The organism is Corallococcus macrosporus DSM 14697 (assembly GCF_002305895.1).
Classification (GTDB): domain Bacteria; phylum Myxococcota; class Myxococcia; order Myxococcales; family Myxococcaceae; genus Myxococcus; species Myxococcus macrosporus.
In genome coordinates, this window is sequence record NZ_CP022203.1 from 52,485 (window position 1) to 74,926 (window position 22,442).

A 22,442-nucleotide genomic window follows, 5' to 3' on the forward strand; every position below is an offset into this window, starting at 1 on the left:
TTCATGGCAACGGGAAGCGGCGGCCCCTCCGTGACGGGAGGGTCGGTGGCCATCGAGGACCACGGCGTCATCGGCGATTTGCGCACGGTGGCGCTGGTGGGGAACGAGGGCACCATCGACTGGTTCTGTTTTCCGCACTTCGACAGTCCCAGTGTCTTCGCCGCGCTGTTGGACCGTGAGCGGGGTGGCCACTGGGCCATCGCCCCGGAGCCCGACGGGGTGTTGAAGCGGCAGTTCTACTGGCCGGAGACCAACGTCCTGGTGACGCGCTTCTACACGCCGGACGGCGTGGGCGAGCTGGTGGACTTCATGCCCATGGCGGGCAGGAAGGGCATGAAGGAGGAGCGGGAAATCCTCCGGCGCGTGCGCGTGGTGCGCGGGGAGATGACCTTCCGCATGGAGTGCTTCCCGGCCTTCAACTACGCGCGGGACACGCACGAGACGAAGCTCATCCGCAGCGGGGCCACCTTCTGCTCCCAGACGCTCCAGCTCACGCTGTCCGCGTCGGTGCCGCTGCGGAAGGCGGAGCGGGGCGTCACCGCGTCCTTCACCCTGCATGAGAACCAGTCCGCCGTCTTCTCCCTGCACCCGGGCGCGCGCACCTCCTGCGAGGCGGTGGTGCACAACCACGAGTCCTCCGAGGAGCTCTTCCGGCAGACGGTGGAGTACTGGCGCCACTGGCTGTCGGGCTGCCAGTACACCGGCCGGTGGCGGGAGACGGTGCAGCGCTCGGCGCTGGCGCTCAAGCTGATGACCTTCGCGCCCACGGGGGCCATCGTCGCGGCGCCTACGTGCAGCCTGCCGGAGTCACCCGGTGGCACGCGCAACTGGGACTACCGCTTCTGCTGGCTGCGTGACGCGGCCTTCACCGTGTATGCGTTCCTTCGCATCGGCTTCAAACAGGAGGCGGCGGCCTTCATGCGCTGGGTGGAGGCGCGCTGCGCGGAGTACGACGACGGGCCGCTGCCCTTGATGTTCGGCATCGACGGCAAGCGCGTGCCGGAGGAGCAGGAGCTGCTGCACCTGTCGGGCTACGGCGGCGCGCGCCCGGTGCGCATCGGCAACGCGGCGGCGGACCAGTTGCAGCTCGACATCTACGGCGAGCTGATGGACTCCGTGTACCTGTCCAACAAGTACGCGGCGCCCATCTCCTATGACTTCTGGCGGCACCTGCGGCGGATGGTGGACTGGGTGTGTGACAACTGGGAGCTGCCGGATGAAGGCATCTGGGAGGTGCGCGGCGGGCGGCGGCAGTTCGTGTACTCGAAGCTGATGTGCTGGGTGGCGGTGGACCGGGCCATCCGGCTGGCGGACAAGCGCAGCTTCCCGGCGGACCGGGCCCGCTGGCACAAGGTGCGCGACACCATCTTCGAGGACATCATGGACAAGGGCTGGAACCCGGAGCGCGGCGCCTTCGTGCAGTACTACGGCGGCCACGCGCTGGACGCGGCGAACCTCCTGATGCCGCTGGTGTTCTTCCTGTCCCCGGTGGACCCGCGCATGCTCCAGACGCTGGACGTCATGCGCAAGCCGCCGTCCCAGGGCGGCCTGGCGTCGGACGGGCTGGTGTTCCGCTACGACGTGGAGGCCACGTTGGATGGGATTGCCGGCAGCGAGGGCACCTTCAATCTCTGCAGCTTCTGGCTGGTGGAGGCCATGACGCGCGCCAGCGTGGCCCGGCCTGATTTGCTGGAGGAGGCGCGCCTCATCTTCGAGCGCATGCTGGGCTACGCCAACCACGTGGGCCTGTACGCCGAACAGACGGGCATGTCCGGCGAGGCCCTGGGCAACTTCCCGCAGGCGCTGACGCACCTGGCGCTCATCAGCTCCGCGTACAACCTGGACCGCACGCTGGGCCGGCGGGACTGACGGGAGGGGAACGGCCACGCGCTCCGGTGGGCCGAGTGAAACCATGCTATTGAATCCGGCCAGTCATGCACGAATCGGGCACTCCCTCCATGGCGGCGCACGCCGCCCGCGTCATTGAAGCGCTCGAACGACATGGGCGCTTCTGGGTCATGGGGCCTCCCGGAGCGGGTCGCTGGGAGCTGGCTCAACGAATCGCGAGAGAGGGGCGGACCCACGTCGTCCAACTGCCACCTTTGGACGATGCGGACAGCGCGGTGCACGGGCTGCTCCAGTCCGCGGCCGTCCTGGGTGAAGCGTCCGTGCATGACGCCGCCGACGACTCGACACACCTTCGGTTCCGGGCACGCCGCGTCGCGGACGCGCTGGCCGCGGAGGGGTGGACGCTCGTCGTGTATCTGCCTGGGTCATGGTCATTCGGCGCACGGGCCAAGGACCCGGCGGGAATCATCCATCAGCAGCGCGGACTCGAGCTTCTGGAGGGCTGGTCAGGCGCACAGGGCCTGAAGCTCGTCGTGTTGACCACGTCCCTGGCGTCCTCCAGGGTTCCGTCCTTCCTCAAGTCATTCAGGGCCGCTTCGCGCCTGACGTTGTCATCACCCATCGCCTCGCGGGAAACGCTCCATCGGCACGAGGCGTGGGGCGACTGCGCCGAGGCTGCGGACAGGTTGCGCCACGCGATGGACGCGGACATGGACGTGACGCCGCAGCAGCTCCGGTTGATGGTGGCGCTCGTTCAGCTCGGAGACGATCCCAGCGCGTTGGTCCAGCATGCCTCCGCGTCTCAACGCATTCATGCCAGGGCGGATCTCGATGCGTTGGAGGCCCGCTTCGAGAACGTGTTGAGCCAGCCCGACCAGCAGGTCTTGCGCACCGGGCTTCATCGCGTCCTCCTGTCCCGCTTTCCGCTTCCCCTGGGGGCCGCACGGGAGCTGTCGGGCCTCTCTGGCGCGGGGCCTTCCTTGTTGAGCCGGTGCATCAGCTCCGAAGCGGATGTCGTGAGGGTGGGAGAGCGGGTCCGTCGACTTCTCTTGCCTCTGACCAGGCCCTTCTCGAATTCGGCCGAAGCCGCTGCGCATTACGACCTGGCATCCTTTCATCGGGGCCTGGACGGAGCGACCAGCGTCGAGCAGGCACGGGGCAGTCAGGTGCTGAACTGGTTGGAGAAGGTCCATCACCTGGGACACTCGGGAGCACGCGGGGCCGAGGAGTGGGCGGGGCTGAACCTCACGGCTCGCGAGTTCTTCTGGGATCGCGCTCGCGCGCTGAGCATCGGCCAGCGAGACTACGCTGCGGCCGCCGCTGTCTATCAGCAGTGCATTTCAAAGGTGGACGCTGAGGACGACTACGCGTGGCACTACCTGGGTTTCAACCTCGACCGCGCTGGCGGGCACCGTCAGCGCGCGGAAGAAGCCTTCCGCGAGGCAATCCGGCTGGAGCCGAACAACCCCTGGTGGAACGGGCGTCTGGTGACGTTCCTCATCGAGCAGTCACGCTTCCGCGCGGCGGAGTCCGAATGGAGAGCCCTCCAGGAGCGGGTTGACCCTGATGGCACGCAGGTTCGCAAGGGCCCCTCACTCGCGCTGAATGTGCATCGTTGGGTCGCGCAGGCCTGGCTGAACAGTGGCGAGGTGGAGCGCGCCCGGAAGGTCTTTGACGACATCCCTCCTGACATCGTTGCCCTGCATCCGAAGCTGCAGCGCCTCCGCCAGCAACTCGGCGACGCGGAGGAGGTGCGCCAGTTGGGTGAGCCTGTCTATCCCGCGGACACGCCCGTGGAGCTTCGCTGGAAGCAGCCGCTCTACCTGGACCCCATCGATGCGCGAGGCCAACCCCTCCAGGAGTGGTTTCCGGGCCGGGTGGTTCGCGCCGTGGTGCATGGAATCCGTGTGGTCGTCGCGACGCCCGAACCTTCCCCGGAGTCGCGGCAGCTGGTCGTCAAGGACCTGGCTCGTGACGAATGGCGGAAGGCCACAGCGACTGCGTCGCTGCCACGGGTTGGCACCTTCATCGAGGTGGGGACATACCAGGATGGACGGCTTCGAATCGTCCTCGTCCCCAAGGACGCGACGCTTCGTCCAAGGCAACTGATGAGCAGCCGCGCCCTCCGTTACATGAGGCGCTGGGCGTGACGTCACCCGCATCGCTGGAGTCCCTGACGCGGCTGAACCGCGAGTGGCTGCACGTCTTCGTTGCCGGTCCTGGGCAAGGCGAAGGGCTCGCCGTGGCGCTACCGGAGCGTGGGTGGCTCCTCGTGGACGGCTGCTCGACGGCGGATGGCCGGTTTCCACTCGAGGAGGTTCTGCGGCGCTGGCGCGGGCCAGCGGACGACCCATTGCATGCCATGGTCCTGACGCACCCGCATGAGGACCATGTGGAGGGGTTCGCGGAGCTGCTCGAGGAGCTGAACCCCGAAAACGTGGCTGTCGCCGCGGCAGCGGCCCCTGGCAAGACGTTGCTGGATGTGGCGCGAGAGCTGATTCGAGGCGTTGATGAAGCCGCCCCGGAGCGGCTCCTCTCACGGAAGGTCGTCGCCGCGATGCGAGCCGTCGATACGTGGGAGGACCGCAACCCTGGCAGGCTCATGGGACTGTCTGATGGAATGAGCTTGCCCTTGAAGGGCCGCGCATCCGTCGAAGCGCGTGCGCCCGATGCGGAGGGAATCAAGGCGTTCCTCGACGCGAAGGGACTGGCTTCACGCCTACGCAAGCAGGCGAATCATCTCAGTCTCTTGCTGGAAGTCCGCTTCGGAACGCTGTGTCTGGTGCTGGCCGGTGACCTCCCATTCCTGAACGCGCGGGGCGGAACGCCGGTGCCGACCGGATGGGAAACCGCTTCAAGACGGCATTCCCATCTCGGGAGCCACCATGGACTCAAGGTCCCCCACCATGGCTCCACGGAGGCCATGCACCCGGGGTGGATGACCCCCAGGGGTACGGATTCGCGAGCATGGCTCGTGACGCCCTACAACAGCTCCAAGCTGCCACGGCTCACGCGGTTGGAGGGACTGCCTCGCCTGCTTGAACACGAACCAGAAGTCCTGCTGACCGCCATTCCCGCGAGCAAGCGCGTGCAAGCGGAGCAGCAGGTGCATGGCCGAATCAGCATCGCCCAGTTGGTGGAGCGATAGGCCGGGCAGAAGAGGGGGACCTCTTTCTTGAATGGCGGAACGGTCATTCATCCGGGAAGCGCTGTCGAGCCCCTGGACCCGCTCTGGTGTGTGGCCTTCGATGGGCATGGGGTCGTCCAGGGGCGGTGGTACGGCCGCGCGGCACTCGCCGTGACTCCCTGAGCATTCCCCTGGGGCGCCCTACACGCCCAGGAACTCGGGCCAGGCGCCGGGCGTCACCACGCCGACCAGGCGGATGCCGAGGTCCCCGGGCCGCCGGACGACGTCCAGCGCGTCCAGCAGCCGGGGGTCGTCCGCGAACTGGCGGCGCTTGCGCTCCACCAGCACGTCGAAGTCCCGGAGCATCAGCTCCCGGACGTCCCGGGGCATCCGCTTAACCGTGGCGCGCGCCCGCTCCACCCAGCCCTTCCCCGGCTCCCAGGTGTCCTGCACCACCGCGTTCCACGCGCTCAGGGCCAGCGCCAGACAGGTGAAGAGCTCGGCTTGGGGGTCATCCGATTCATCCACGCCGTCCAGGATGGGCTCGGCGAACTTGAGCAACGCCGCGGAGACCTTCCCCTCGGGGAGCTTGCGCCTGGGCGCGCGCTTCGCCTGGGTCCACTTGCGGGTCAGCGACAGCAGGTCGAGCTTCCCGACGTACCGGCCCGTCAGCAAGGGCAGGGGGACCTCCAGCCGCACCCGGACCTGGAGGTCCCCCACCTTCAGCGTCACGTCCACCTCGGGCTCCTCGGGCCGCGCCAGGGCGAGCGCCCGGGCCACCGCCGCGGCCAGCACCAGCTCCTCGGTGTTTCCCTGGCGCGGCGTGTTCCGCTGGACGCGCAGCACGTCGGGGACGAAGGGCAGGCCGGTGACGTCCTTCACCACCTTCGCCACCCACTCCGGTTCGTCGTCCAGCGTCACGCCCAGCGAGTCCGGGATGAGCACGTCGACGTTGCCGCCCGGCAGGCCGGACCTGCTCATCCGGTCCACGGAGCCGGCCCGGTCGAAGAGGGCGAAGCCGAACTCGCTGCCCCCTTCGCCCATGACGGACAGCTCCCGGGTGCCCCGCACGGCGCCCTCCAGGTGGACGGTGAAGACCTCGTCGTTCGTCCATTCCTCCCAGGGCTCCGCGCGGATGAGCGCGGCCAACGCGTCGAGGAGCGCCTCCGTCACCTCGGGCATCACCATGGCGCCTGGCTCCGCCGAGGCCCAGTGCATCTGGAGGGCCATCGCCGCCCGGAACTGGTTGACGGAGTCCGGCATGGGCCGAGCCGCGAAGCCGCGGGCGGCTCCCGCGCGCGCCAGGCGGCTCTCGCAGTAGCGCTTGCGTCCGGCGTGGCCCTTCGCCAGGGCCTCCAGGCCCTCCGCGTCCCGGCGGCCGGTGACGGGCGGCAGGGCCTCGCCCTCGGACGTCATCGCGACGTAGACGTTGGTGCGTCCGTCCACGCCCACGTCGATGGGGCCCAGCTTGAAGGCATAGAGGCTCCCGGGCTCCAGCTCGGGCGCCGGGGCCTTGCGCCGGGGCTTGCGCCGGGCGGCCTCCTGGAAGGCCCGGGGGGGCGGGAGCGGCTCCAGGAACGGGGCCTCGGGGAAGCCGGGCAGTTTGGGTAGCGCGGTGGTGGTGAGCTCCGCGCGGACGGGCTCGAGGCGGGGGGGCTCCTTCGCGGTGTACACCTGGGTCAGCGGAATGCGCTCGTCGCGCGACAGGCCCAGCTCCGCGTAGAGGTCATCCCAGAGCGGGTCCGCGGCGCTGGAGAAATGGGACGCCTGCGACTCCCAGTCCTTCAGCCATTCGAGCACCTGGGCGCGGCCCTCGGTGGTGCGCACCAGGTCGCTGGCGCTCTTGCCACCCCAGGCGGGGACTCCACGGACCAGCTCCGCCCGAGCGCGCTGGGCGAGCAGCACCGCGACCGCGTCCGTCAGCTCCCGCGGCGCGTCGGCTGGCAGGGAGGGTCCGGGCGCTCCCTGAACGGACTGCACCGGCCCCAGCGTGTCCTCCTCGTGCTCGGCCTCGGCGCCCAGCAGCTCCGCCAGCATGGCCTTGCCCTTCTCCAGGCGCCGCGCGGAGTGGGTGTCGAGCGTCAGCGACTTGCCCTCCACCGTGAGGATGCCCCACACCACCGGGTCGCTCACGGGCGACACCGGCGCTGGCCCCTCCCAGATGTAGCGGCCCTCGCCCTCGCGGAGGAAGCGCTCGTGCTGGCGCAGGCGCGCTTCCACCTTCGCCGGGTGGCGGACGTGGAAGCGCGCGGTGCACAGGCGCAGCGGCTCGCCATCGGCGTTGAGCAGGGGCTGGTCGGCGGTGAACAGCTCCAGCACGCGCGTGAAGAGGAGGGGCGCCAGCCTCCTCGCCTGCCTGCGGCGGCCGGCCACGTCCTCGGCCGGGGGCTGTAGGGCGGCGAACGCCTGTCGCGCGGCGATGACGACGTGCTGCCGCAGGGAGCGGGGGACCGCCATGATGGCTCCCAGCAGCTCCAGATGGTCCTCCGCGGGCATCACCCAGCCCGCCACCAGGTCATGGCGGGTCACCTGCGTGGTGAGGCTGCGCTCCCTCACCTCCAGCACCTCGTCCAGCACCAGGTCCCTCAACCGCAGCCCCTGCCCGAGCCGCACCTCCTCCACCTCGAACACCGAGCACCAGGACGCGGCCAGGGCCGCCAGCAGGCCGCGCTCGGCGCGCGACAGGTGCTTCCCTTCCTTCAAGCGCTGACGGTCCGCCGCGGTGTGGCCCTCGGCGTCCTCCCGGCCATGGAGGGTCCACGCCATCAGGCCGGCGTTCATCCAGGGGAAGCGCTGCTCATCCCAGGTGGCGGGAAAGTCGGCGCGTGCGCTCGCGGACAGCTCCGGCTCGGCGTTGGCGAAGGCGCGCAGGGACGCGAGGCCTCGGTCGAAAGCAGTTTGGCTCCAGGTTGCCATGGAGGCACCCTATTCACCGAGGTGGCATGGCTCCATGCCCATCAGGCGGGAGTGTCGCTTCGGCGTCCCCGCGGCCAGCGCCCCGCCAGGGTGCGCGACTCCGGACGCTGCCCTCGCGGGGCATGTGCCTGCTCGCGCTGCACCTGGGTCCACTGGCGGGTCTCAACCCAGGGCGCGCCCCCGCCTCGCAGGGCCACCTCCCAGGCGAGCGAGGGGCGCCGCAGCATGGGTTCGGTCTCCAGGGCGCTCGTCAGCACCTCCACGGTGACAGGCGCGCCTCGCAGGTAGCGAAAGCCCTCCGTGAAGTCGCCTCGCCGTCGTGTCCACCACGCCTCCACGGCCAGGGCGTCCACCTCGCCGGGGAGCGCCCGGGGCGCGGGGAGCCAGGCCTCGCGGTCCTCGGCCTCGGGTTCGGCCTCCTCCTCGGAGTCCTCATCATCCGCGTCGGCGGGGGCCTCCACGAGGAACGGAGGCGCCATGGGAAGTCCGGTGATGGCGGCGAAGGAAGTCGCGGCCAGCGGGGCCTGGGCCTCCTCGCGCAGCAGCGGCAGCAACGCCTCGGCCGCCAGGAGCCTGCCGCTGAAGCCCGCCGCCCAGATGACCTCCGCCGCTGGGGAGCCACCCTTCAGGCGCGCGACGAGGTCCGCGAGGTCCTTCGACTCCCCCGCCACGGCGAGCGATAGGAGCGCGGCGCGCGACGTGGAGCCCCGGGCGTGCTCCCAGGCCTCTCGTGAGCCCAGCAGCAGCCCGGTCTCCAGGGCGGCGGCGCTGACGGTGGGATGGGCGTGGCTCAGGGCGCGTGCGAGCCGAGCGTCCCCTGCCTGCGTCCTGGGCGCGAAGGCCAGGGCACGAAGGGCCTCGGCATGCAGCGCCGGGTCGGCCTCCCAGTCGAGCTTCTCGAGCGCGGCGCTCGGGTCGAGGTGACGGACTCGCGCGACCCGGAGGACTCCCGCCTGGAGGGCTGGAGGCAGCGCCGGCAGCTTCCGCAGGAGCAGGGCGTGGAGGTCCGGCCGGTCGAGCAGCTCCAGCGCGCGGAGGAGGCCCGGATGCGTCTCCTCGGCCCCCTGCTCCAACGGGTGGAACACAGGCTCGCGCCAGTCGGCATCCTCGGCGGAGAGCAGGGCCCAGGCAGCGCTGGCCACGCGCGCGGGGTCCTCGGAGGTCAGCGCGGGCAGCAGCAGGCGGGTGGCGACGGCGGTGCCCCCCAGCACGAGCGCATCCAGGTGGGCCCGCAGGCGCCCTTCATCGCCCTCGGCCACCGAGGCCAGGGTGTGCTCCGGGCTCCAGAGGGCGTGCTCCCACTGCGTCCACAGGAACTCGGCTTCCTCGAGGTGGCGTTCCAGAAGCTCCCAACGAACCGTGGGACGGCGTGTCGACAAGGACCTCACAGCTCCTTTTCACAGACGAGGCATTTGGCCTTTGTGACGCCCTTGCCGAGCGCGATGACGGGCCCCTGGAGCAGCGGCGCGGGTGGGGTGTTCTTGTCGTTGTGGAGCATGAGGTCGAAGGTGCGAGCCACGCTCTTGCCCTCGAACTTCACGTCGAAGGAGTAGTTGACGAACTCGGCCTTGCCCTTCGTCTTGCCGGAGACGACACCGCCACCCGCGGAGCCCGCTTCGTCACCGGTGCTGGTGCTGAAGTTCGAGTCCTCGACGCAGACCGGCTTGCCATCCACCGACACCTTCTTCGTGCCCTTCGCCGTGTCCGACGACATGGCGACGTTGGGGTAGGGGATGGGCACGGGGCCGGCGGGGCTGGGTGTCTTGCAGACGTCCGGAAAGGCGATGCTCGTGCCTCCGGTGTCCTTGTGAACGACGGACAGCTTGTTGACACCGACGGTCGCGCTCATGGCGGATGGCTCCTCGTCCCGGGAGTGTATCGCTCCTGGCTTCATGACACGAGTCAGGGTGGTGGCCCGTTGTATCGGGCCGTGGAAGACTGGCGCTCCGGTGTGGGAGGTCGTTGCGCGCATGCTCGGATGGGTCCAGGCGGTGGGAATGGCGTCGTCACTGGGGGCGCTGGTCCCTGCCTCGGCCGCGTTCCGGGCGGGGATGTCGTGGCCCTCGGCGGCGCCGGACTTCGAGGTCTTCCTGAAGGGCGACGAGGCCCCGAGCTCCGTCACCGTGCACGCGGCGGGAGAAGCCACGCTGGGGTTCTCCGGGGTGGGCCGGCTGGTGGCGTTGCTGGCGGAGGCGCTGGTGGATTTGGGGACGCGGGTGGACGTCGCGGCGTTGGGGCCCGGCGTGGGGCTCTACCTGGTGCTGCCCGACCCGGAGGCGCGGGGCTTCACGACGGGGAAGGACCCCTCCGAGGAGGACCCGGACGACGCCCGCGAGCGCATCGGGCTGTTGGTGGACCGGCTGGTGAAGGGGACGTGGCAGGCGCTGGGATGGCCCGCGTGGCGAGGGCCGGTGCGTGCGTTCCCCACGGGGAACGTGGCCTTCGCCCAGGCGCTGGCGGCGGCGGGCGAGGACCTGCGGACCTCCAAGGTGGAGCGCGCGCTCTTCTGCGCGGTGGACAGCTTCATCTCGCCGGAGACGCTGACGTTGCTGCATCAGCAGCAGCGCCTGAAGACACCGGGGAGGCCCACGGGGTTGATGGCGGGGGAGGCCGCGGTGGCCCTGTTGCTCACGCGCGAGGAACCCGCGGAGCCCTCCATGGCCGTCGTGCGGGTGGCGCAGGGGCGTGACGTGGCGCCGTTGGATGGGGAGCAGCCACCGGATGGGCAGGAGCTGGCCCGGCAGGTCCTCGCGGCCTTGGGGCCCTTGGGGCAGGACGCGCCCGCGCCGCTGATGGTGTCGGACCACGACGGGCAATACGCGCGAGCCTTCGAGTGGGGGATGCTCCAGGTCCGTCTGAGGGAGACGGACGCCCGCTTCGAGCGAGGCGCGGTGTGGATGCCGGCCAAGAGCTTCGGGCACACGGGCGTGGCCTCGGGAGCGGTGGCCACGGCGTTGGTCTCCCGGGCGCTGGCGCGAGGTTACGCGCCGACGTCCTCCGTGCTGGTGCTCTCCTCCGCCGAGGCAGGGGAGCGCGCCGTGATTCACCTCACAGCGCCAGGCCGTTCCAACCCTCGGCTTCGTAGACCTTGAAGCCGGTGAGTCCTGCCTGGACGAAGGCGGCGTGTACGTCCTCACGGATGAGGATGAGGCGGCGCTCCATGGTGCAGCGGAACATCTTGGCCTGCGGGGAGATGGCCTCGTACTTCAGGGCCAGTTTCTTCACGCGGCCAATCTGGTCCTTCGCGATGGCGTTCATCCTGTAGACGGAGCGCTCCATGTCGATGGCGTCTTCCGCGCCCTGCAGGTTGAGGAAGGCGTAGTCAGGGCTGACGACATTGCCTTTGTGGTCCTTGACGATGACGGGGAGCCACTCCGCGTTGGAGACGCCCAGTGACTCGATGAGCTTGCGCGCGCGTCCAGAGACGAGCAGGCCGCTCATCAGGTTCGGCTGGAAGTCATGGAGGTCCCGAGCATCCGGACGGTTGTCCGAGAAAGTCACCTCGCCACCGACAGGGAACTCCTTGGTCAGGCTGATGCCTTTGTCGAACTTCCAGTCCGCCGGGCTCCCACGTGGGTAGGCGTCGATGAATCCCGCTTCGCCAAGCGTGACCTTGAGGATGAGGAAGCTCACGGGTCACTCCGCATCGCTCTCTTCGTCTTCCTCTTCCAGCCAGCGCAGGAATCGCATGGCACCCACCAATGCGAGTACCGGCTCCCCTTCCTCGTTACTGAAGCGGATGGCGTCCTGTTCGTCGGTCATGCTGACCTGGACGCAGTACATGGCCATGTCCTTGCCTGGGCGGACCAGGTCCTTCATCAAGGCATTGATGACGCGTGGATGCGCCTCCATCACCTCCGTGTAGACCTCGTCCAAGGGTACAAGCACCCCACGGACGCCCTCACGCGCGGTGACGAAGCAGGGAGACTGCTCCTCCATGACTCGGGCAACGATGTCAGCGGGCTGCTCTTCCAGGCAGTTGGCTTCGAACATGATGGGTCAGAGCTCCAGTCCATTCCAGCCTTCGGCTTCGTAGACCCTGAAGCCGGTCAGGCCCGCGTCTTCGAATGCATTGAGGACATCATCTCGGACGAGAATCAGCCGGCGATACGTGCTGCATCTGAAGAACTTGGCGTTGGGACTGATACTCTTGGGTTGGAGCACCAGATTCTCGATGAGACCCACTTGGTCTTTGAAAATATGATTGATTTCATATTTCGAACGACCCATGTCAATCGCGTCTTCCGTCCCTTGGAGGTTGAGGAACGCGTAGTCGGGGCCAACGACATGCCCTTGATGGTTCCTGACGGTGACCGGGAGCCACTCCGCGTTGGAGACGCCCAGTGATTCGATGACCTTCCGAGCCTTTCCTGAGACGAGAAGATCGCTCATCAGGTTGGGCTGGAAGTCATAGAGGTTCTGGTCATCAGGATAGTTGTCGGAGAACGAGACCTCTCCGCCCAGGGGAAACTCCTTGGCCAGGCTAACACCCCGTTCAAACTTCCAGTCAGCCGGGCTCCCACGCGGGTAGGCATCAATAAACCCTGCCTCTTCCGCCATCACCTTGAATGCGAAATATTTCATGGGAGCAAACTCGCCGACTTGAGGCTCTTAAAGCGCCAAGCCGTTCCAGCCCTCGGCTTCATAGGCCCTGAATCCGGTCAACCCTGCCTGGACGAAGGCCGCATGCACATCCTCACGAATAAGGATGAGTCGCCGCTCCATGGTGCAACGGAACATCTTGGCCTGCGTGTTGATTGATTCATACTTGAGCGCGAGTTTCTTGACCCGGCCAATTTGATCCTTCTCCAGCGCGTCCATCCGATAGACGGAGCGGTCCATGTCGATGGCGTCTTCAGCACCCTGCAGGTTGAGGAAGGCGTAGTCAGGGCCGACGACATTGCCTCTGTGGTCCTTGACCACGACAGGAAGCCATTCGGCATTGGCCACTTCCAGTGACTCGATGAGTTTGCGTGCTCGGCCAGAGACGAGCAGATCGCTCATGAGATTGGGCTGGAAGTCATAGAGGTTCCTGTCATCCGGGTAGTTGTCCGAAAAGGAAACCTCTCCGCCTGCGGGAAACTCTTTGGCGAGGCTGATGCCCTCGTCGAATTTCCATTCCGCGGGGCTTCCACGAGGGTAGCTATCGATGAAGCCAGCTTCCTCGGCCATGACTTTGAAGACGAAGTACTTCACGGACGAACCTCATGTTGAAAGAGGTTCAGGGACCGCCTCGGGTGGCTGTACCTCATGGCTCCTCGGAGTCCTCGTCGTTCTCCTCTTCCAGCCAGCGGAGGAATCGCATGGCACCGACCAACGCGAGCACTGGCTCCCCTTCTTCATCAGTGAAGCGGATGGCGTCCTGTTCGTCGGTCATGCTGACCTGGACGCAGTACATGGCCATGTCCTTGCCTGGGCGGACCAGGTCCTTCATCAAGGCATTGATGACGCGTGGATGCGTCTCCAGTACCTCCGTGTAGACCTCGTCCAAGGGAACCAACACCCCACGGACGCCCTCACGCGCGGTGACGAAGCACGGAGACTGCTCCTCCATGACTCGAGCAACGATGTCAGCGGGCTGCTCTTCCAGGCAGTTGGCTTCGAACATGATGCGTCAGAGTTCCAGTCCGTTCCAGCCTTCCGCTTCGTAGACCTTGAATCCCGTCAACCCCGCTTGCTCGAAGGCGGCAAGGACATCTTCGCGGATGAGGATGAGCCGGCGTTCCTTGGTGCAACGGAACATCTTTGCGTCGGGACGGATGGTGCTGGTGCTCAAGGCCAATTCATCAATATTTCCGATCTGGTCCTTCTCCAGGGAGTCCATCTCGTACTCCGAGCGCTCCATATCAATGGCATCTTCGGTGCCCAGGAGGTTGAGGAAGGCGTAGTCAGGACCCACGATCGTCCCCTTGTGGTCCTTGACCACAACGGGAAGCCACTCGGCATTGGTCACACTGAGCGACTCGATGAGCTTGCGCGCTCGGCCGGAGACAAGCAGGTTTCTCATGATGTTGGGTTGGAAGTCGTAGAGATTCCGATTGTCGGGGTAGTTGGTTGAAAATGAAACCTCCCCGCCCATGGGAAAGTCTTTGGTGAGGGCGATGCCTTCGTGGAACTTCCAATCAGCAGGGCTGCCGTTTGGGAGTTCCTCGATGTAGCCAGCTTCTTCTGCCATGACTTTGAAAACAAAATATTTCACGGACGAACCTTTATGGTCGATTTAGTAAAGAGCGCCCCATTCATAGCGACTCTTGGCCTTCTTGTCTTTTGGGGCAAAACGTATGAGGGGATGCTTGTACTCCTTCCCCGCAGTGACCGACGCCACGACTGCACGGCTTAATGCAACGAGGAGCTTCCAGTACTTGTTCTCCAACTTGTGTAATTGAGCAAAAACATCTTCGACCAACGCCGTGTGGTCCTTTTGCGAGTCGATCGCTTTCTGGAGTTTTTGGGCGATGGCTTTCATATCTTCCATCACCTGCTGCGTGTAGTTGGGATGGTCGCCCGGGTGCTGCAGCAGCGCATGAACGGGCACGGCCCAGGCCTGGTCCGGCAGCATGATGATGTTGTGGCCGTGGTTCAGGTTGTAGTCGGACTGGAGGATGAGGCGGAGCTGCCGGTACGTGAAGGCCGGCCCGTCCTTCAGCTCATAGTAGAACGCCGAGCCCGGGAGGATGTGATGCGCCTCCCACGCGTACGGGTACTTCTGGAGCGCGGGCTTCTTGTCCTTGTCCTTGGCGCGCGGGTTGAAGTTCTCCGGCGGTCCCCCGGGGAACTCCGCGGTCTGCTTCACGAGGTCCCGGATCTCATCCAGGTACGAGTGGTCGAAGACGCGGTACACCTCACGCCCGTCCAGGGACGCGATGTAGTCGGAGCCGTTCTGCGCGTAGTCGCTGTCCTTGCCGAGCACGCCCCGCGGCGCCGCGCTGTCGTCCACGTGGTCGGCGTCGTCCGCGGCGCTGTCCTTGGGCTTCGGCTTCTTCTTCTTCGCCGCCTTGGCCGCCGTGTACTTCCGGTCGCGGCTCCGCTCGAAGATGCCCAGGAGCCGTTGCGCCAGCTCGGTGTTCATTTCGCTCGCACTGAGGTTGCTCATGCGCGTACCCACCTCTCACGTCGTATGGTGCCCCAACACCCGGTTCCAGGATACGCTCTCCCGCACCTTCATGGCCCGCCTCATTTCCCTCCGTGCAGACGCTGCTGGCTCCCTGGGGGAGCGGCTGAGCCGGTTCGATCCGGGCGCGGACCGCTCCAGCATTCTCGCGCGGTTGGACGCCATCACGCTCGACCTGCACCTCATCGCCGTGGCCACGCTGCTGGTGGACGGCAATCCGCAGGGCTTCTTCCTCAACCTCTGCCGCATGGCGGAGAACGGCCGCCGGGTGCAGCGCCTCCTCGCGGACAGGGGACTGGCGCCTCCCCCCGCACGGCGAAACACCCCGCTGCTGGGCGCGCTCGCCGCGGGCCACTTCTCCCTCGCGGAAGCCGTGGCCGCCAGCTCCGCCACGCAGTGGCAGCAAGGCGCTGAGTACGAGGACGAATTCCTCTGGGCCTCCGCGCTCCAGCACCTCACGCGCGCACCGTTCGCCTCACCGGAGCCCATCCTCGTCCCGCTGGAGAAGGTGGGGCAGGCCCCCTACGCCAGCCGCGTCGCCATGGCCCGGGCCCTGGTGTCCAAGGACGCCGCCGCCTTCGCCGAGGCCTTCGCCACCGCGTGCCAGGACTACGGCCTCGACATCGAGAAGCGCGCCCGCTCGGTGGCCACGCCCGTGACGTCCTTCGCGCCGCACCGGTTCCTCTGGCTCGAAGGGCTGGCCCTCCTGCGCCTCGCCGAGCGCGCCGGCATCGCACCCGAGGACACCGGCTTCCGTTACTGCCCACCGCTGGCCCGCGTCCCCATGACGGTGACGTACAGCGGCGACTGGGCCATCGACACGGCGCCGGCGAAGTAGCCCTCGTCAGTCCGCCCCGAAGGCTTGCCCCGGCTCCAGCTTCTCCGTGCCCTCGCACGTCACCTGGATGGCGCGCAGCTCCGTGGGCTCGCGCCGCAACGCGAAGGTGCCGCGCCACACGAGGAACAGCTTCATCGCGTCCGTGTCCAACACGACGGTGTCCAGCCGCAGCGGGCCGTCCACGTCATCCAGGCGCTGGGCCCGGGGCGCGAGGACCTCCGGAGACGGCAGCGCGGGCAACTTGAACGTCAGCGGCGCACCCGGCGCGACGTGCTTCAGCAGCACGGGCTCTCCACCCCGCAGGTAGCCCGCGACGCGCTGGTCCGGCGGCGCTCCGTTGAGGAAGCGCCGGTCGAAGTCCTTCGGCAGCAGCGGGCCGCGCGACTTCTTCCACGTGTCATCGTAGGTCCCCGCGTAGGCGGCGCGAGGCTGCCAGTGCGGCTCGATGAACCCGAAGCCCGTGGGCGGCGGGCGCTGGCCCCAGGACTTCAAGGGCTCGGTGGGGGACTCCAGGTTCGGCAGCCGCAGCCCCTCCTCGAACCGGCTGCCCTTCTCACGAAAGCCCGTGCCCAGCGGGTTGCGCGGCTCGAAGGCGTTGCCGTCCTTCCCGCCGAAGGCGCGCTCGTAGCGCAGGGGAATCCGTTCGAAGGGCAGGGGCTGCGTCACCCCGATGCCGCCCATGCTCTTGAACCACGTGCGGTCTCCCAGCACGCGGACCTGCTTGTGCACCGGCCCGACGTGCAGCTCCGCGACCAGCTCGCGAGTCCCCGCCGAGGGCGCATGGGCATGGCCCACCAGCACCACATCCGTGGCGGCCTTGAAGAAGGCGCCCTCGGGCTCCAGGCGGAGGCTGGCCGCAGCGCCTCCATCCCAGCGCTCGCCCCCGGTCAGCAGCGGCGCCTGCTCGGCGGACAGCACGGGCGCGCCCCGAGGCCGCAAGTCGAACGTGGCCTTCAGCACGGGGACGAAGAGGGGCCGCAGCGCCTCGTCGGTGAGGAACAGCGGCTCGAAGGTGAAGGGCGTGAGGTTCTCGGTGGAGGGGTGCCCCATGATGAAACCTGTCTATCAGCCCGTGGACGCGGCGAGCCACCCCGCGCCCAGGGGCCCGCCGTCACTGCACGGTGAAGAGGTAGTTGTTCCCGAAGTTGGAATCCCACGCCTGGCAGCCCCAGCGGCTGGTGTTCTCGAACCAGACGGCCAGCGTCCCATGCGTGCTGAGCGGGATGGCCGGCGCGGGCGGGTTGGGCGTGGAGGAGAAGCCCGCCACCCAGAAGCTGTGCACCGGCCCGTTGTTGAACCGGTAGTGGCCCGTAATCGTCCACCCGGGCGCGCCACCGTTGAGGTTGCCCCGGCACTGTGTCAGCCGGTCGACGCTGTAGTGGATGGCCGCGGTGGAGCCGAAGGGCAGCGGGTTGGGGGCGGCGGCCACGCTCCAGCCCTGCGCCGGCGACTGGAAGGTGATGCTGGAGGTGGACTGCGAGGAGGCGGCCGTCGCGGTCAGCAGCACGGCGACGGCGGCGGCGAGACACCAACGGGGGGATTGACGCGGCAAGGCGAAGCTCCAGGTTGAGAGTGGACAGCATTGCGGATACGCACACCGAGGCAGCCCTGGGCTGCGACGGTCCGCCAGTGGACCCACACGGGTTTGTGCCGCTCAATCCACGGACTCTTCTAGAGTCAGGCTCCACACCTTTACGCCCCGCGCCATGGCCGACTTTCTCCCTCGCTTCTACCGACTCGCCGTCCGCGTGGACGCCCAGTATGACGCGCTGAGCCGCAAGCTCCGTCAGAAGCTGGGAATCGCGCCGCCGCTGCGCATCCTCCCCTACCGGGGCTATGGCACGCCCGAGCGCGCCGTCATCAAGGCCCGCGTGCTGGAGGACCGGCACGTGCGCCCGCCGCAGCAGCGCCACACGCTGGTGGGCAGCGCGGTGGCCTCCTACAAGCGCTACATGACGCGCGAGGTGCCGGGCGCGCGCGTCGCGGTGCGCTGGGGCGACAAGCGCTGGGAGGGCACCACCGACGAGGAGGGCTTCCTGGAGCTGTGGGTGCCGCCGCCGGAGGGGGTGCGCTCGGGTTGGCACATGGTGGAGCTGGAGCTGCTGTCGCCGGAGCCGGAGGGCGTCTCCCGCGTGGCCGCGCCGGTGCGGATGGCCGGGCCGGGCGCGGAGTTCGGCGTCATCAGCGACATCGACGACACCGTCATCGTCACCGGCGTCACCGACCTGCTCAAGCGCGCCTGGGCGCTCTTCCTCACCGAGCACCGCGTGCGGCTGCCCTTCCCGGGCGTGGACGCCTTCTACGCCGCGCTCCAGCACGGCCGGGGCGCCAACGCGGACAACCCCATCTTCTACGTGTCCAGCAGCCCGTGGAACCTCTACGAGCACCTGGATGAGTTCCTCTCCCTCCACAAAATCCCCACCGGCCCGCTGATGCTGCGCGACTGGGGCCTGTCCAGCCAGGGCTTCGCGCCCGGCGGGGGTCATGGGCACAAGCTGGAGAAGATTCGCGCGGTGCTCGGCACCCTGTCGCACCTGCCCTTCATCCTCATTGGCGACAGCGGCCAGGAGGACGCCGAGCACTACCGCACCATCGTCCGCGAGTTCCCCGGGCGCATCCACTGCGTCTACATCCGCAACGTGCCCGGCCACCAACGCCGGGGCGAGGAGCTGACGCGCATCGCCGAGGACATCCGCGCCGCCGGCAGCCAGATGCTCGCGGTGGATGACACCACCGAGGCCGCCCGCCACGCCGCGCGCGAGGGGTGGATTCAGTGGCGCGAGGTTCGCGAGGTGGAGGCCCACCGGCGCGAGGACGCCGAGCGCTGAGGACCCGCGGTGCGCTACGCGGAGAGCAAGGACATCCGCCTCAACGCCCTGGCGAAAATGGCAGGAGGCCCACCTCGAGGACTGAGTGCGTTTCGCACAGATTGCCTTGAAAACACGTTGTGACTTGAGTCGCACGCGGAGTCCGTGACAATGCCTTTCATCCGGGCATCCCCGTGCCCGCCTCGGAAGGGTGTGACTCATGCAAGGCAGGCTGACGCAGTCTTTGGGTTGGGTGTTCTCCGCGGTGCTCCTGGGTGCGTGCGGTCCAACGGACCCGGCGGAGGTCGTGGATGTCTCGGCGCTGGCTGAGCGTGAGCAGGGCGTGCTGTATCCGCCGCCGCTGCCGCCGAGCGGTGACATCGTGGACAGCACGGCCTTCATGGGGCCGCTGCACCTGGGCGGCTCGGTGCAGACGCAGTTCACCACCCAGCCGCAATACCTCTCCTTCGCGTTCAACGTGGCGGCGGGCGCGCAGGTGAAGCTGGAGGTGACGCACCTGGGCAGCAGCATGTACCTGGACACGGGCCTGTTCGTGTACGGCCCGAAGGATGCCAATGGCAGCTATGGCACCACGCTGGTGGCGCAGGACGACGACGCCGGCTACGGCCAGTTGAGCAAGCTTGCGTCGCTGTCCCTGCCCCAGGGCGGTGAGTACCTCGCGGTGGTGTCCACGGGCACGGGCGTGGGCAAGCGCTTCCGGCTCCAGCTCGGCTGCCTCAACGGCGACTGTGTGGACCCGGCGCTCTTCGCCACGTGTGACTTGGACGTGGCCACGCGCATCGAGGTCTGCGTGCAGGCGCTGGTGGAAGAGGTGGACCCGGTGCTGGGCCGGCCCTACACGGCCGTAGAGGCCTTCGCGGCCTGTACCGACGCGAACGACGCGTATGCGTCCTACCTGGCGGAGTGCGCCGCGCCGCAGCCGAAGCCCTGGTGCACGAGCGGCCAGCAGGCCTTCCTGCAGCGGATGTGGCCGGTGTGCCAGGACTTCTACCGCGCCTACTACGGCGTGGGTCCACTGGCGCTGGGGAACCTGCCGCTGAGCGGCCCGCTGCAGGCGGCGCTGGCGGCGGGCAACGGGCACTGCAAGACGGGTGAGAACTGGTGTGACGGGCTGCTCGCCACGTACACCGTGCCGGGTGTCGCCACCGTGCCGCAGAGCCTCTCCCAGGTGGCGGACGCGGTGCTGTACGCGGCGCTGGGCCAGGCGGCGGACCACTACCGCTTCGAGCGCATGCCGGACCTGACCTACGCGCGGCTCGGCGAGTACACCGGCCGCTGGTTCCCCGAGCTGCTCCAGGCCTTCCCGGCGGCGCTGGGCAACGGCTCGGAGACGCCGCTGGTGGCCCACTACCACGCCAGCTACCCGGTGGCCCCGGGCGCCAAGGACTACCACCACCTCTACGTGGTGCTCTTCCCTCAGTCGTACAAGGTGGCCGCCTTCCAGGTCATCCAGCACGAAATCTGAGATGGCACGCGTGCCGGTGCCTCCAGGGCGAGGCACCGGCGCTGTCTACCTCAGGGCAGCGGGCGGCCCCCCTGGAGCTGGGCCATGCGCAGGGCGCGCTCCATCATCTCGCCCTGGGCCCAGCGCTTCTCCTCGCCCGCGCGCGGCTGCCGGCGGCGCCACGAGCCGTCCGCCGTCAGCTCCCACGCGGAGGTGGTGTCCGTCATGCAGCGCTCCAGCGAGTCCTTCACCTGGGCGGACAGCGCGGGGTCCTCCACCGGCGCGAGGATTTCCACGCGGTGGTCCAGGTTGCGCGGCATCAGGTCCGCCGAGCCGATGTAGCAGCGCACCTCCGGCCCGCGCTCGAAGATGTAGATGCGCGAGTGCTCCAGGAAGCGGCCCAGCACGGACACCACGCGGATGTTCTCCGACACGCCGGGCACGCCGGGGCGCAGGCAGCAGATGCCGCGCACGTTCAGCTCCACCTTCACGCCCGCGCGGGACGCCTCGTAGAGGGCGTGGATGATGCCGGGGTCCACCAGCGCGTTCATCTTCATCTGGATGCGCGCGGGGCGCTCGGCGGTGTGCGCCGCGACGGTGCGCTTGATTTCGTCCAGCAGGCCCTGGCGCATGGTGAGCGGCGCCACCAGCAGCTTGCGGAAGGACTTCGGCCGGCCGAAGCCCGTGAGGTAGTTGAAGACGTCCGCCACGTCCGCGCCAATGTCCGGGTCCGTGGTGAACAGGCCCATGTCCGTGTAGAGGCGCGCCGTCTTCGGGTTGTAGTTGCCGGTGCCGATGTGCACGTAGTGCCGCACCTTGTCGCCCTCGCGCCGGACGATGAGGATGGCCTTCGCGTGTGTCTTCAGGGACGGAATCCCGTAGACGACGTGCACGCCCGCCTCTTCCAGCGCGTTGGCCCAACGGATGTTGGTGCGCTCGTCGAAGCGCGCCTTCAGCTCCACCATGCACACCGCCTGCTTGCCGCGCTCGGTGGCGGTAATCAGCGCGGGCACCAGGGGCGAGCTGTCCGACGTGCGGTACACCGTCTGCTTGATGGCCAGCACGTCCCCGTCCGCCACGGCCTCGGTGACGAAGCGCTCCACGGAGGTGGTGAAGGACTCGTAGGGGTGGTGGACCAGCAGGTCCCCCCGGCGCATGGACGCCATCACCGTGCCGCCGTCCGGCGCTTCCGCGTCCGGGCGCAGGCGGGCCTGGGTGACGGGCGTCCACGGCGGGTCCTTCAGCTCCGGGAAGCCCGGCGCGAAGGCGATGGACTGCAAGTCGTTGAGGCCCACCAGGCCGTGCTCCTCGTAGACCTGGCGCGCCTCCAGGCCCAGCGCCTCCACCAGCGGCTCGAGCAGCTTGGGGCTGATGCCCGCCTGCACCTCCAGGCGGATGACGTCGCCGAAGCGGCGCTCACGCAGCTCCGTCTCCACCGCCTTGAGCAGGTCCTCCGCGTCCTCGGACACGGTGAAGTCCGCGTCGCGGGTGACGCGGAAGGTGCCCCACGTCAGCACCTCCATTCCGGGGAACAAGTCCCCCAGGTGCTGGGCGATGACCTCCTCCAGCGGCACGAAGACGTTGCCCTTGAGGGGCAGGAAGCGCGGCAGCAGCTCCTTGGGCACCTTCACCCGCGCCACGCTCTCCTCGTCCGCGTCCGGGTCTCTCAGCAGCACCGCCAGGCTGAGTGACAGGTTGGAGATGTAGGGGAAGTGCCGCCCCAGGCCGATGGCCAGCGGGGTGAGGACGGGGAAGATTTGCTCCTTGAAGCGCTGGTCCACCTGGGCGCGCTGGTCGGCGTCCAAATCCCTGGCGGAGAGGATGCGCAGGCCCTTCTTGGCCAGGGCGGGGCGCAGCACCTTCTCGAAGGCTTCGCCGTGCCGGCGCGTCTGCTCCAGGATGCCGTCGTGCAGCTTGTCCAGGGTGTCGCTGGGGGAGGCCCCATCCGGGACGAGCCGCGCCACGCCGCCGCGAGTCTGCTCGTGCAGCCGCGCGACGCGAATCATGAAGAACTCGTCCAGGTTGCGCGCGTAGATGGAGATGAACTTCAGCCGCTCCAGCAGCGGAATCTCCGCGGACTCGGCGAGCTGGAGGACGCGGTCATTGAAGGCCATCCAGGAGAGCTCCCGGTTGAAGAACAGCTCCGTGTTCTTCGGCTCCGCGCCGGCCGGGATGACGTCCCGGTTCGAGGGCTTCTGGGTGACGCTGCGACCACCGCCGCCGCCGCGTTTCGGCATGGTGACTTGACTCCTCGTTGACTCCCCAGACTGGAGATGTAGCAGGACGTCCCCCCTCTCATTGTAAACTCGCGTGTGACCTGGGTGAGGGAG

At 68.1% G+C, this 22,442-nt stretch carries 20 protein-coding genes; 7 read left to right on the forward strand and 13 right to left on the reverse strand.

Annotated features, from left to right (window positions below; translation table 11 throughout):
• Positions 1 to 3: 3 nt before the first annotated feature.
• From MYMAC_RS00245 to MYMAC_RS00250, 3 genes are all read left to right on the forward strand, one after another.
• Positions 4 to 1,869, forward strand: coding sequence for a glycoside hydrolase family 15 protein (locus MYMAC_RS00245; RefSeq protein ID WP_095956576.1), 1,866 nt, complete (start codon positions 4 to 6; stop codon positions 1,867 to 1,869).
• 89 nt (positions 1,870 to 1,958) lie between these two features.
• Entirely contained in the window at positions 1,959 to 3,998 is a 2,040-nt protein-coding gene (locus tag MYMAC_RS36550) for a tetratricopeptide repeat protein (protein WP_157757416.1), read from the forward strand.
• Entirely contained in the window at positions 3,995 to 4,996 is a 1,002-nt protein-coding gene (locus MYMAC_RS00250) for an MBL fold metallo-hydrolase (protein ID WP_157757417.1), read from the forward strand. The genes MYMAC_RS36550 and MYMAC_RS00250 overlap by 4 nt, the downstream gene beginning before the upstream one ends.
• A gap of 180 nt (positions 4,997 to 5,176) precedes the next feature.
• On the opposite strand, the gene MYMAC_RS00255 is transcribed toward MYMAC_RS00250, so the two are convergent.
• Genes MYMAC_RS00255 through MYMAC_RS00265 form a run of 3 tightly spaced genes read right to left on the reverse strand, consistent with a single transcriptional unit; the run spans position 5,177 to position 9,740 of the window.
• Positions 5,177 to 7,891, reverse strand: coding sequence for a hypothetical protein (locus MYMAC_RS00255; protein ID WP_095956578.1), 2,715 nt, complete (start codon positions 7,889 to 7,891; stop codon positions 5,177 to 5,179).
• 41 nt (positions 7,892 to 7,932) lie between these two features.
• Positions 7,933 to 9,279, reverse strand: coding sequence for a TIGR02270 family protein (locus MYMAC_RS00260; protein WP_095956579.1), 1,347 nt, complete (start codon positions 9,277 to 9,279; stop codon positions 7,933 to 7,935).
• Complete coding sequence (locus tag MYMAC_RS00265; RefSeq protein ID WP_095956580.1) at positions 9,276 to 9,740, reverse strand: DUF4150 domain-containing protein; 465 nt, start codon at positions 9,738 to 9,740, stop codon at positions 9,276 to 9,278. Before MYMAC_RS00265 ends, MYMAC_RS00260 begins: the two co-directional genes overlap by 4 nt.
• 121 nt (positions 9,741 to 9,861) lie before the next feature.
• Between MYMAC_RS00265 and MYMAC_RS00270 the strand changes: the two genes are divergently transcribed.
• Positions 9,862 to 10,983, forward strand: coding sequence for a hypothetical protein (locus MYMAC_RS00270; protein WP_095956581.1), 1,122 nt, complete (start codon positions 9,862 to 9,864; stop codon positions 10,981 to 10,983).
• On the opposite strand, the gene MYMAC_RS00275 is transcribed toward MYMAC_RS00270, so the two are convergent.
• From MYMAC_RS00275 to MYMAC_RS00305, 7 genes are read right to left on the reverse strand one after another with little or no spacing between them, the layout of a single operon-like run.
• Positions 10,940 to 11,524 carry an imm11 family protein gene (locus tag MYMAC_RS00275; RefSeq protein WP_095956582.1) on the reverse strand — a complete coding sequence of 195 codons (585 nt, stop codon included), beginning with the start codon at positions 11,522 to 11,524 and terminating at the stop codon, positions 10,940 to 10,942. The genes MYMAC_RS00270 and MYMAC_RS00275 overlap by 44 nt on opposite strands.
• A gap of 3 nt (positions 11,525 to 11,527) precedes the next feature.
• A complete protein-coding gene (locus tag MYMAC_RS00280) occupies positions 11,528 to 11,884 on the reverse strand; it encodes a hypothetical protein (RefSeq protein WP_095956583.1) in 357 nt (118 codons plus the stop codon).
• A 6-nt stretch (positions 11,885 to 11,890) separates the two neighbouring features.
• Positions 11,891 to 12,475: an imm11 family protein gene (locus tag MYMAC_RS00285; RefSeq protein ID WP_095956584.1), complete on the reverse strand. Its 585-nt coding sequence runs from the start codon at positions 12,473 to 12,475 to the stop codon at positions 11,891 to 11,893.
• Positions 12,476 to 12,502: 27 nt separating this feature from the next.
• Positions 12,503 to 13,087, reverse strand: a complete 585-nt coding sequence (locus MYMAC_RS00290) for an imm11 family protein (protein ID WP_095956585.1) — start codon at positions 13,085 to 13,087, stop codon at positions 12,503 to 12,505.
• A gap of 52 nt (positions 13,088 to 13,139) precedes the next feature.
• Positions 13,140 to 13,499, reverse strand: a complete 360-nt coding sequence (locus tag MYMAC_RS00295) for a hypothetical protein (RefSeq protein WP_095956586.1) — start codon at positions 13,497 to 13,499, stop codon at positions 13,140 to 13,142.
• A gap of 6 nt (positions 13,500 to 13,505) precedes the next feature.
• Entirely contained in the window at positions 13,506 to 14,090 is a 585-nt protein-coding gene (locus MYMAC_RS00300) for an MXAN_0049 family immunity protein (protein WP_095956587.1), read from the reverse strand.
• Between the two features lie 21 nt (positions 14,091 to 14,111).
• Positions 14,112 to 14,984 carry an MXAN_0050 family toxin nuclease gene (locus tag MYMAC_RS00305; protein WP_204817287.1) on the reverse strand — a complete coding sequence of 291 codons (873 nt, stop codon included), beginning with the start codon at positions 14,982 to 14,984 and terminating at the stop codon, positions 14,112 to 14,114.
• Positions 14,985 to 15,054: 70 nt separating this feature from the next.
• Between MYMAC_RS00305 and MYMAC_RS00310 the strand changes: the two genes are divergently transcribed.
• A complete protein-coding gene (locus tag MYMAC_RS00310) occupies positions 15,055 to 15,840 on the forward strand; it encodes a hypothetical protein (RefSeq protein WP_095961424.1) in 786 nt (261 codons plus the stop codon).
• 6 nt (positions 15,841 to 15,846) lie between these two features.
• Here MYMAC_RS00310 and MYMAC_RS00315 read toward each other — a convergent pair whose 3' ends face one another.
• A complete protein-coding gene (locus MYMAC_RS00315) occupies positions 15,847 to 16,890 on the reverse strand; it encodes a DUF2169 family type VI secretion system accessory protein (RefSeq protein ID WP_095956589.1) in 1,044 nt (347 codons plus the stop codon).
• 61 nt (positions 16,891 to 16,951) lie between these two features.
• Positions 16,952 to 17,392: a DUF6209 family protein gene (locus MYMAC_RS00320; RefSeq protein ID WP_095956590.1), complete on the reverse strand. Its 441-nt coding sequence runs from the start codon at positions 17,390 to 17,392 to the stop codon at positions 16,952 to 16,954.
• A gap of 154 nt (positions 17,393 to 17,546) precedes the next feature.
• Here MYMAC_RS00320 and MYMAC_RS00325 point away from each other — a divergent pair, with 154 nt between their 5' ends.
• A complete protein-coding gene (locus MYMAC_RS00325; protein ID WP_095956591.1) occupies positions 17,547 to 18,668 on the forward strand; it encodes an App1 family protein in 1,122 nt (373 codons plus the stop codon).
• 199 nt (positions 18,669 to 18,867) lie between these two features.
• The gene (locus MYMAC_RS00330; RefSeq protein ID WP_095956592.1) at positions 18,868 to 20,133 is read left to right on the forward strand and encodes a PPC domain-containing protein; all 1,266 of its coding nucleotides are present in this window, start codon (positions 18,868 to 18,870) and stop codon (positions 20,131 to 20,133) included.
• A gap of 50 nt (positions 20,134 to 20,183) precedes the next feature.
• On the opposite strand, the gene ppk1 is transcribed toward MYMAC_RS00330, so the two are convergent.
• Positions 20,184 to 22,349 (reverse strand): polyphosphate kinase 1, encoded by a 2,166-nt coding sequence (ppk1, locus tag MYMAC_RS00335; RefSeq protein WP_095956593.1) that lies wholly within the window; start codon positions 22,347 to 22,349, stop codon positions 20,184 to 20,186.
• Positions 22,350 to 22,442 lie beyond the last annotated feature (93 nt).

What these genes read in the sequence shown, in the direction of transcription:
- MYMAC_RS00245 (WP_095956576.1), top strand. Translation starts at nt 4, where the DNA reads ATGGCAACGGGAAGCGGCGGCCCCTCCGTGACGGGAGGGTCGGTGGCC.
- MYMAC_RS36550 (WP_157757416.1), top strand. Translation starts at nt 1,959, where the DNA reads ATGGCGGCGCACGCCGCCCGCGTCATTGAAGCGCTCGAACGACATGGG.
- MYMAC_RS00255 (WP_095956578.1), bottom strand. Translation starts at nt 7,891, where the DNA reads ATGGCAACCTGGAGCCAAACTGCTTTCGACCGAGGCCTCGCGTCCCTG.
- MYMAC_RS00265 (WP_095956580.1), bottom strand. Translation starts at nt 9,740, where the DNA reads ATGAGCGCGACCGTCGGTGTCAACAAGCTGTCCGTCGTTCACAAGGAC.
- MYMAC_RS00270 (WP_095956581.1), top strand. Translation starts at nt 9,862, where the DNA reads ATGCTCGGATGGGTCCAGGCGGTGGGAATGGCGTCGTCACTGGGGGCG.
- MYMAC_RS00280 (WP_095956583.1), bottom strand. Translation starts at nt 11,884, where the DNA reads ATGTTCGAAGCCAACTGCCTGGAAGAGCAGCCCGCTGACATCGTTGCC.
- MYMAC_RS00285 (WP_095956584.1), bottom strand. Translation starts at nt 12,475, where the DNA reads ATGAAATATTTCGCATTCAAGGTGATGGCGGAAGAGGCAGGGTTTATT.
- MYMAC_RS00295 (WP_095956586.1), bottom strand. Translation starts at nt 13,499, where the DNA reads ATGTTCGAAGCCAACTGCCTGGAAGAGCAGCCCGCTGACATCGTTGCT.
- MYMAC_RS00305 (WP_204817287.1), bottom strand. Translation starts at nt 14,984, where the DNA reads ATGAGCAACCTCAGTGCGAGCGAAATGAACACCGAGCTGGCGCAACGG.
- MYMAC_RS00310 (WP_095961424.1), top strand. Translation starts at nt 15,055, where the DNA reads ATGGCCCGCCTCATTTCCCTCCGTGCAGACGCTGCTGGCTCCCTGGGG.
- MYMAC_RS00315 (WP_095956589.1), bottom strand. Translation starts at nt 16,890, where the DNA reads ATGGGGCACCCCTCCACCGAGAACCTCACGCCCTTCACCTTCGAGCCG.
- MYMAC_RS00325 (WP_095956591.1), top strand. Translation starts at nt 17,547, where the DNA reads ATGGCCGACTTTCTCCCTCGCTTCTACCGACTCGCCGTCCGCGTGGAC.
- MYMAC_RS00330 (WP_095956592.1), top strand. Translation starts at nt 18,868, where the DNA reads ATGCAAGGCAGGCTGACGCAGTCTTTGGGTTGGGTGTTCTCCGCGGTG.
- ppk1 (WP_095956593.1), bottom strand. Translation starts at nt 22,349, where the DNA reads ATGCCGAAACGCGGCGGCGGCGGTGGTCGCAGCGTCACCCAGAAGCCC.